The organism is Inquilinus limosus MP06 (genome assembly GCF_000767795.1).
GTDB classification, from domain to species: domain Bacteria; phylum Pseudomonadota; class Alphaproteobacteria; order DSM-16000; family Inquilinaceae; genus Inquilinus; species Inquilinus limosus_E.
Genome location: NZ_JANX01000295.1, coordinates 1 through 7,498, shown reverse-complemented (window position 1 = coordinate 7,498; position 7,498 = coordinate 1). Strand labels below are relative to the sequence as shown.

Here is a 7,498-nt window from a genome sequence, read left to right as displayed (position 1 = left end):
GGGCGCTGCGGCCCGGCCCGCGCGGCGATCTTCATCGCGGCGCCGGACGAGGCGCGGGCGGTCGACGGGCGCGCCCTGATGACCGCCTTCGGCCTGACCGCGCGGGAGGCGGAGGTGGCGTCGCGCCTGGCCTCCGGCGCCACCATCGGCAGCCTGGCGGCGGAGTGGGGCGTCAGCGTCAACACCCTGCGCGGCTATCTCAAGGCCGTGTTCGGCAAGACCGGCACCTGCCGCCAGGCCGATCTGGTGCGGCTGGTGATGCAGGGCTTCGCCGCGGCGTGATTGCGGTTATGGTCCGGAACGCCAGCGATCCTGCGGCCTGCGCGGAAGGTATTTGAATACCGTTCTGCTAAGTGACTGTGGTTTCGCTGCTTTTTTCCGTTGACGCGGCCGGTCCGCACGCGTAGACAGCGGCCTCTCGCCGGAAGCCCTCCCCAGGGCGGCCGGCGGCATCCGTTCCCGACCCTCGATCAAGGGCCCGTCATGAAGACATATTCCGCCAAGCCCGCCGAGGTGGAGAAGAAGTGGATCGTGGTCGACGCCGACGGCGTCGTTCTCGGTCGGCTCGCCAGCATCATCGCGATGCGCCTTCGCGGCAAGCACAAGACCACCTTCACCCCTCACGTCGACACCGGCGACAACGTCATCGTCGTCAATGCCGAGAAGGTCCGTCTGACCGGCAACAAGCGCCAGGACAGCATCTTCTACTGGCACACCGGCTATGCCGGCGGCATCAAGGGCCGGTCGAAGGGCCAGATCCTCGATGGCGCCCATCCGGAGCGCGTGATCGAGAAGGCGGTCGAGCGCATGATCACCCGCGGGCCCCTGGGCCGGAAGGTCATGGGCAACCTCAAGGTCTATGCCGGTGCGTCGCATCCGCACGAGGCGCAGCAGCCCGAGGTGCTGGACGTCGCTGCCATGAATCCGAAGAACAAGAGGTAAGGCCGTGGCCGATCTGCAGTCCCTCTCCGATCTGAAGCCGACCCTCGAAGGCGCCGTGGCCGAGGCCGCGCCGGCGGAGCCGAAGCGCGACGCCCAGGGCCGCTCCTACGGCACCGGCCGCCGCAAGGACGCGGTCGCCCGCGTCTGGATCAAGCCCGGCAGCGGCAAGGTCACGGTCAACGGCCGCGACCAGGAGATCTACTTCGCCCGCCCGGTGCTGCGCATGCTGCTGAAGCAGCCCTTCGAGGTGTGCGACCGGACCAACCAGTTCGACGTCATCTGCACCGTCACCGGCGGCGGCCTCTCCGGCCAGGCCGGCGCGGTCCGGCACGGCCTCAGCCGTGCCCTGGTGGCCTATGAGCCGGGCCTGCGCGGCGCGCTGAAGGCCCACGGCTTCCTCACCCGCGATCCGCGCGTGGTCGAGCGCAAGAAGTACGGCAAGGCCGGCGCCCGCCGGAGCTTCCAGTTCTCCAAGCGCTGATCCGGATTTCGGATCCGTTGTTCGGAAAGGGGCGCCCTCGGGCGCCCCTTTTTCGTTGCGCCCCGTTTCGGCCCGACGGCCGGCGGCGCGGCGACGGCGTGGTCGCGACCAGGGTCGGGATGACGACGCCCGAGGTGGGGGCCGGCTTGATCGGCCCCCCGGCCAGGGCGGGGGCGGCGATGGTGGTCGCCACGGTCGGGATCACCGCCGGCTTGGTCGGCTGGATCGCGGTGACGCCGGCGAAGCGCCGGCCGTAATCGCTGATCCGCACGCCGTTGTCGTCGGCCGGGTCATAGGCGCCGGCAGTGGCGATGAAGCGCTCGGTGCCGTCCGGCCCGCCCAGATGCATCATGGCGCGCAGCCCGTCCCAGGTGATCGGCACGCCGGCGACATAGCCGCCGATATGCCGGTTCAGCCCGCGCTGCGCGATCTCGCGGTCGAGATGGGCGAGGTGCAGGCGGAAGGCCGCGATCTGCGCCGCCGGCGTGTCCAGGAAATCGCCGATCGTCCGCACCTGCGGATAGCCCGGGATGTGGAAGCTGCCGCGCCAGCGGTTGCGGGTGTCCTCCGCTGTCAGCGGCTCCCCCGGATCATAGATGCCGGCGATCGCCGCCGCCGATTCGCCGAGCTGGAACAGCCCGGCATAGCCGCCCTTGTTCATCTGCAGCGGGTCGCGGCTGCTCTCGGCCGCGGCCAGCAGCTCGGCGAAGGCATGGTCGCTGGAATGCGGGATCTCGTCCGGCACCTCCGGCCCCAGCGCCAGGCCCGGGACGAGCGGCGAGACGGGCATGGCAAAGTCCGGCGCCGGGTGATTCGTGGCCGGCGCGGCCGTCATCAGCAGGCTGCCGGCGACGATGGCCAGCACGGCGTTGCGTCGTGATGGGGTCATCCGATCGCCGCTCTGGTGAATCCGCGGGCCGCATGGTGCCGGCCGAAGCCGAGCGAGGCAAGCAGACTTTGCCCGGTGGGGCGGAATGACTCAGCCGCTCAGCGGCCGACGGGCGTCACCACCTTGACGAAGCGCACCGGCCCGCCCTCGGCGCGGTAGGCGTAGGGCCGGTCGCTGGCCAGGCGCAGGGCGTGGCCGGCGGGGGCGGCGAGGGCGATGCCGTCGACCTCCAGCACCAGCGTGCCCTCCAGCACCCGGATCAGCTCCACCGTCCCGGCCGGGTCCGGGCTGGCGTCGTAGCGGGCGCCGGCCGCCAGCGCCCAGTCCCACAGCTCGGCCCGGCCGCCGGAGGCGATCAGCCGGGCGCTGCCTGCTTCCGTCTGCCACATCGTCGCGAACTCCCCGGGCGGGATCAGCCGGGCCGGCGCCGCGACCTCGCCGCCGACCAGCTCGCCGAAGCCGATGCCGAGCGCGCCGGCGATCTCGGCCAGCGTGGCGATGCTGGGATTGGTCTCCGCCTTCTCGATCAGCGCCAGCATGCGGGGCGACACGCCGCTGCGCTCGGCCAGCGCCGCCTGGCTCAGGCCGCGCGCCTGCCGTTCCTGTCGCAACCTCCGGGCGATCCGCTGCAGCACCTCCTGCGACGATGTCATCGGCCGTACCCTATTCGCATCTTGTTGCGGATAAATATGTAATATATTGCAGTATCGATGGCGACGGATTTCGGGGATGCGGCGATGACCTTCCAGCCTTTCGAACTCGAGCAGTGGCAGTCGGAGTGGGAGCACACGGTCGAGTACAACCTGGCCGACAGTTCGGTACGCTGCGCCGCCGTGCGCGAGGTGCTGGGGCCGGACGCGGTCGACCGGCTACTCGACCAAGTGCTGTTCTACCCGCAGGTCAACGGCACCGACGCGCTGCGGGCACGGATCGCCGGGCTCTATGACGGGGCGACCGCCGACCAGGTGCTGGTCACGGCCGGGGCGTCGGAGGCGAACCAGATCCTGTGCCAGGCGCTGCTGTCGCCGGGCGACGAGATCGTGGTGATGGAGCCGGGCTACCGCCAGGTCTGGGGCATCGCCCGCAACCTCGGCTGCACGGTGAAGAGCTTCCCGCTGCGGCCCGACCAGGGCTGGCGGCCGGATCTCGACGCGCTGGAGGCCGCGGTCGGCCCGCGCACCCGGATGATCGCCATCGTCAACCCGAACAACCCGACCGGCAGCATCCTGACGGCGGAGGAGGCGGCGCGGATCACCGCCATTGCGGCCAGGGCAGGGGCCTGGCTGCATGTCGACGAGGTCTATCGCGGCACCGAGCGGCTGAGCGACACCGAGACGCCGAGCTTCTGGGGCGGATACGAGCGGACCGTCGTGGTCGGCAGCCTGTCCAAGGCCTATGGCCTGGCCGGGCTGCGCGTCGGCTGGCTGGTCGGACCGAAGGACCTTGTCGAGGAGGCGTGGCGCCGGCACGAATATGTCGTCATCGCCACCGCCGGCCCGTCGATGCTGCTGGCCGAGCTGGCGCTGGAGCCGGCGACCCGCGAACGGCTGGTGGCCCGGCAGCGCGAGCTGTCGCGCCGCGGCTGGGACGGGCTGAAGCGCTGGGTCGATGCGAATTCCGACCTAGTCTCGGCGGTGCCGCCGGCGGCCACGGCGCTGGGCTTCGTCCGGGTCCATCTCGACCTGTCCTCGGTCGCGGTGGCCGACGCGATCCGCCGCCGCTCCTCGGTGCTGGTGGCGCCGGGCGTGTATCTCGGCGCCGAGCATCACCTGCGCATCACCCATGGCTACGAGCACGCGCCCGCCGCGCTGGACCGGATCGCCACGGTGCTGCGGGAGCTGAAGGCGGGAAGGGGCTGAGGCGGGGCCATCCAGCGTTTGTCTCGGAGTCCTTTCACAGTTCCCACCACCGTCATTGCGAGCGCAGCGAAGCAATCCAGGGGCCGCTCGCTGTGGCCCCTGGATTGCTTCGTCGGCTTCGCCTCCTCGCAATGACGGCAGGGGAGGGGCGAGGGCGGCGCCTCGCCCTTCAACCGTCGTCCCGCAAATATCCGCCATGACCCTGTTGCCGGTTCGGCCCCGGCCCCGGATGTGTTAAGTGTCCACCCTCTGATCTCTTTCCGAGGGCAAGGCGATGCCGGCGACGGTGTTCATCGATGGCGAGGCTGGTACGACGGGGCTGCAGATCCGCGACCGTCTGGCCCGCCGCGCCGATGTCGAGATCGTCAGCCTGGCCGATCACGAGCGCAAGGACCCGGCCGCTCGCCGGCGGCTGCTGAACGCGGTCGACGCCGCCATCCTGTGCCTGCCCGACGACGCCGCGCGCGAGGCGGTGGCGATGGTCGAGAACCCGGAGGTGCGGGTGATCGACGCCTCGACCGCCTATCGCACCGCGGAGGGCTGGACCTACGGCTTCCCCGAGCTGGCGCCCGGCCAGGCCGAGGCGGTGGCCGGGTCCAAGCGCATCTCCAACCCCGGCTGCTACCCGACCGGCGGCATCGCCCTGCTGCGGCCGCTGATCGATCGCGGCCTGGTGCCGGCGGACCACCCCGTCACCGTCAACGCGGTCAGCGGCTACACCGGCGGCGGCAAGAGCCTGATCGCCCGCTACGAGGCCGAGAAGAAGGGCCCGCCCTTCTACCTCTACGGGCTGAAGCTGGCGCACAAGCATGTGCCGGAGCTGCAGCGCTGGTCCGGCCTGGCCCATGCGCCGATCTTCGTGCCTTCGGTCGGCACCTTCGCCCAGGGCATGCTGGTCTCGCTGCCGCTGCCGCTGTGGTCGCTGCCGAAGCAGCCCTCGGCCGCCGACCTGCATGCGGCGCTGGCCGAGCACTACCAGGGCCAGCCCTTCGTGACCGTCGCGCCGCTGGCCGACAGCGAGGCGCTGGCGGAGCTGGAGCCCGAGGCGCTGAACGGCACCAACCAGCTGCGGCTGTTCGTGTTCGGCAACGCCAGGGAAGAGCAGGCGCTGCTGGTGGCCCAGCTCGACAATCTCGGCAAGGGCGCGTCCGGGGCCGCGGTGCAGAACCTGAACCTGGCGCTGGGCCTGGCCCCGACCGCCGGGCTGCTGCCGGCGCACTCGCGGGCGGCCTGAGGCCCGTCATGGCGGCGGGTGCTGTGATCCTGCCCTATCGCGACAAGCTGCCCCGCATCGCGCCGGACGCCTTCATCGCGCCCGGCGCGGTGGTGATCGGCGATGTCGAGATCGGGCCGGGCAGCAGCGTCTGGTTCGGCTGCGTCATCCGCGGCGACATGCAGCCGATCCGCATCGGCGCCCGCACCAACATCCAGGACGGCACGGTGATCCATGTCGCCTCGGCCGACGGCCCGACCCATATCGGCGACGACGTCACCATCGGCCATATGGCGCTGATCCACGCCTGCACGCTGGAGGACCGCAGCTTCGTCGGCATGAAGGCCTGCGTCATGGACCGGGCGGTGGTGGAAGGCCGGGCGATGGTCGCGGCCGGGGCGCTGCTGACCCCCGGCAAGCGCGTGCCGGCCGGCCAGCTCTGGGCCGGCAGCCCGGCCCGCTTCGTGCGCGCCCTGACCGACGAGGAGCACGCGCACCACCGCAAGCTGGCCGAAGGCTACGTCGCCCTCGGCGTCGAATACCGCGCCAATGTGGTGCTGGACGCCGGGACGGCTCTGTAACGCTCTCAGTCTTCGTGAGCCGCCAGGCTGGCCTTGTAGGCCAGGACGCGCTGCCGCAGCTTGCGCGGGCGGGGCATCATCCAGCGCTTGTGCAGCCACAGCCATTGCTCGGGCCGGCCGCGGACCCAGCCCTCGACCACCCCGTTCAGCGCGATCGTCGCGGCCTCGATATCGGCCTTGCGGTCGCCGGTGCGCGGCATCGCCAGCGGCGGCTCGAACACCGCGCGGTAGCGGGCACCGGCCTGGCGCTCGATCCTGACCGGGATCACGGCGCAGCCGAGATGGTAGGCCATGGCCACGGCGCCGGGCGAGGTCATGGCGTCATGGCCCATGAACGGCACCTTCAGCCCGCCATTGTAGCGCTGGTCGACCATCATCCCCAGCACGCCGCCGGCGCGCAGCACCGACAGGGCGCGCTTGGCGTCCGACCCCTCCATCCGCTTCTCCAGCAGGATGGTGCCGACCGAGCTGCGGATGCGGTGCAGCAGCCAGCCGACCAGCGGGTTCTTCGGCGGCCGGGCGATGGCGGTGAAGGGCACGCCGTGATTTGCGGCGACCGCGGCCCCGACCTCCCAATTGCCGAAATGGCCGATCGCCATGACCACGCCGCGGCCGCCGTCGCGGGCGGCCAGGAAATGCTCTATGCCCTCGATCTGGACGCGGCGGGCGCGCCGGCCCTCGCTGCGGCGCAGCCGGCCGAGATGCGGGAACTCGGCGATCACCCGGCCGAGATTGTCCCACATGCCGCGGATGACGCGCTCGCGCCCGGCGGCCGACAGCTCCGGCATCACCAGGCGCAGATTGGCGTCGGCGCGGCGCGAGGCGCCGAGGCGCGGGCCGATGGTGCGGCCGACCCAGCCGCCGAGGCCGGAGGCGGCATCCAGCGGCAGCGCCCGCATCAGCCCGTACAGGGCGTAGAGCGGCACGGCCTGCGCGGCGGCGGTGACATGATGGCGGCCGCGACGGCGCCACTGCTTCCGGAGGCGTCGGACATGCGCGGACCAGTCCGGTCTGACCGGGTCCTGGGAATCAGCTGTGCGGGAAATGGGCGGCCTCGGTGTGCTGGGGACCGGTCGCTGGGCGGTCCGCGGCGGCGTTCGTTCGTGTTACACGTGACATGAACGCATGTCCGCCGCCAGATGTTTCGCGTTTCCGTATATTTCTTAACACGGAACGGCCCCGGCCTTGCGCCGGATCGGCGAAACGCCATATCACGGCGGCCCAGCCCGAAAGGAGCGGCCCATGAAGAAGCCCGTGCCCAAGGCCGGGCCGAAGCGGCGCGATCCGCATGCCCCGATCGCCCGCCGGCTCGGCCACAAGATCGTCCCGTCCGGCAAGGTCTACAGCCGCAAGGACAAGCACCGAAGCCCCCGCCAATCGGACGGGGGCTTCGCTGTTTTTGCCCTTCGGGTATCCTGACCGGGCCAGCAGGAGGATCCGGCCATGGGGCTCATCGACAGCCGCGGCGTTCCGGTCTCGACCACGAGCCGCGCCGCGCTCGACCGCTACGAGGCGGCGGCGGGGAAGCTGCAC

At 71.3% G+C, this 7,498-nt stretch carries 10 protein-coding genes; 7 read left to right on the top strand and 3 right to left on the bottom strand.

Annotated features, from left to right (window positions below; genetic code table 11):
* The 3 genes from P409_RS20625 to rpsI all read left to right on the top strand — a co-directional run.
* Positions 1-282: helix-turn-helix transcriptional regulator (locus P409_RS20625; protein WP_161790438.1), on the top strand; the 282-nt coding region annotated here is incomplete at its 5' end.
* A 201-nt stretch (positions 283-483) separates the two neighbouring features.
* Positions 484-942: a 50S ribosomal protein L13 gene (gene rplM / locus P409_RS20620; protein WP_034842861.1), complete on the top strand. Its 459-nt coding sequence runs from the start codon at positions 484-486 to the stop codon at positions 940-942.
* 13 nt (positions 943-955) lie between these two features.
* The gene (gene rpsI, locus P409_RS20615; RefSeq protein WP_152613460.1) at positions 956-1,423 is read left to right on the top strand and encodes a 30S ribosomal protein S9; all 468 of its coding nucleotides are present in this window, start codon (positions 956-958) and stop codon (positions 1,421-1,423) included.
* Here rpsI and P409_RS20610 read toward each other — a convergent pair.
* Together P409_RS20610 and P409_RS20605 are read right to left on the bottom strand one after the other, a co-directional pair.
* On the bottom strand, positions 1,341-2,312 hold the full coding sequence (locus P409_RS20610) for a hypothetical protein (protein ID WP_152613459.1): 972 nt from the start codon (positions 2,310-2,312) through the stop codon (positions 1,341-1,343). The genes rpsI and P409_RS20610 overlap by 83 nt on opposite strands.
* A gap of 98 nt (positions 2,313-2,410) precedes the next feature.
* Entirely contained in the window at positions 2,411-2,965 is a 555-nt protein-coding gene (locus P409_RS20605) for a helix-turn-helix domain-containing protein (protein WP_034842853.1), read from the bottom strand.
* Between the two features lie 84 nt (positions 2,966-3,049).
* On the opposite strand from P409_RS20605, the gene P409_RS20600 reads away from it, so the two are divergent.
* From P409_RS20600 to P409_RS20590, 3 genes are all read left to right on the top strand, one after another.
* Positions 3,050-4,171 carry an aminotransferase class I/II-fold pyridoxal phosphate-dependent enzyme gene (locus P409_RS20600; RefSeq protein ID WP_034842870.1) on the top strand — a complete coding sequence of 374 codons (1,122 nt, stop codon included), beginning with the start codon at positions 3,050-3,052 and terminating at the stop codon, positions 4,169-4,171.
* 274 nt (positions 4,172-4,445) lie between these two features.
* Positions 4,446-5,405, top strand: a complete 960-nt coding sequence (gene argC, locus P409_RS20595; RefSeq protein WP_034842850.1) for an N-acetyl-gamma-glutamyl-phosphate reductase — start codon at positions 4,446-4,448, stop codon at positions 5,403-5,405.
* A gap of 8 nt (positions 5,406-5,413) precedes the next feature.
* Positions 5,414-5,965, top strand: a complete 552-nt coding sequence (locus tag P409_RS20590) for a gamma carbonic anhydrase family protein (protein WP_052121034.1) — start codon at positions 5,414-5,416, stop codon at positions 5,963-5,965.
* A gap of 5 nt (positions 5,966-5,970) precedes the next feature.
* Here the strand turns inward: P409_RS20590 and P409_RS20585 are convergent, their stop codons facing one another.
* Entirely contained in the window at positions 5,971-6,891 is a 921-nt protein-coding gene (locus P409_RS20585) for a lysophospholipid acyltransferase family protein (RefSeq protein WP_052121032.1), read from the bottom strand.
* Between the two features lie 316 nt (positions 6,892-7,207).
* Between P409_RS20585 and P409_RS39055 the strand changes: the two genes are divergently transcribed.
* A complete protein-coding gene (locus tag P409_RS39055; protein ID WP_161790437.1) occupies positions 7,208-7,384 on the top strand; it encodes a hypothetical protein in 177 nt (58 codons plus the stop codon).
* Positions 7,385-7,498: the final 114 nt, after the last annotated feature.

What these genes read in the sequence shown, in the direction of transcription:
- rplM (WP_034842861.1), top strand. Translation starts at nt 484, where the DNA reads ATGAAGACATATTCCGCCAAGCCCGCCGAGGTGGAGAAGAAGTGGATC.
- P409_RS20600 (WP_034842870.1), top strand. Translation starts at nt 3,050, where the DNA reads ATGACCTTCCAGCCTTTCGAACTCGAGCAGTGGCAGTCGGAGTGGGAG.
- argC (WP_034842850.1), top strand. Translation starts at nt 4,446, where the DNA reads ATGCCGGCGACGGTGTTCATCGATGGCGAGGCTGGTACGACGGGGCTG.
- P409_RS20590 (WP_052121034.1), top strand. Translation starts at nt 5,414, where the DNA reads ATGGCGGCGGGTGCTGTGATCCTGCCCTATCGCGACAAGCTGCCCCGC.
- P409_RS20605 (WP_034842853.1), bottom strand. Translation starts at nt 2,965, where the DNA reads ATGACATCGTCGCAGGAGGTGCTGCAGCGGATCGCCCGGAGGTTGCGA.
- P409_RS20610 (WP_152613459.1), bottom strand. Translation starts at nt 2,312, where the DNA reads ATGACCCCATCACGACGCAACGCCGTGCTGGCCATCGTCGCCGGCAGC.
- P409_RS39055 (WP_161790437.1), top strand. Translation starts at nt 7,208, where the DNA reads ATGAAGAAGCCCGTGCCCAAGGCCGGGCCGAAGCGGCGCGATCCGCAT.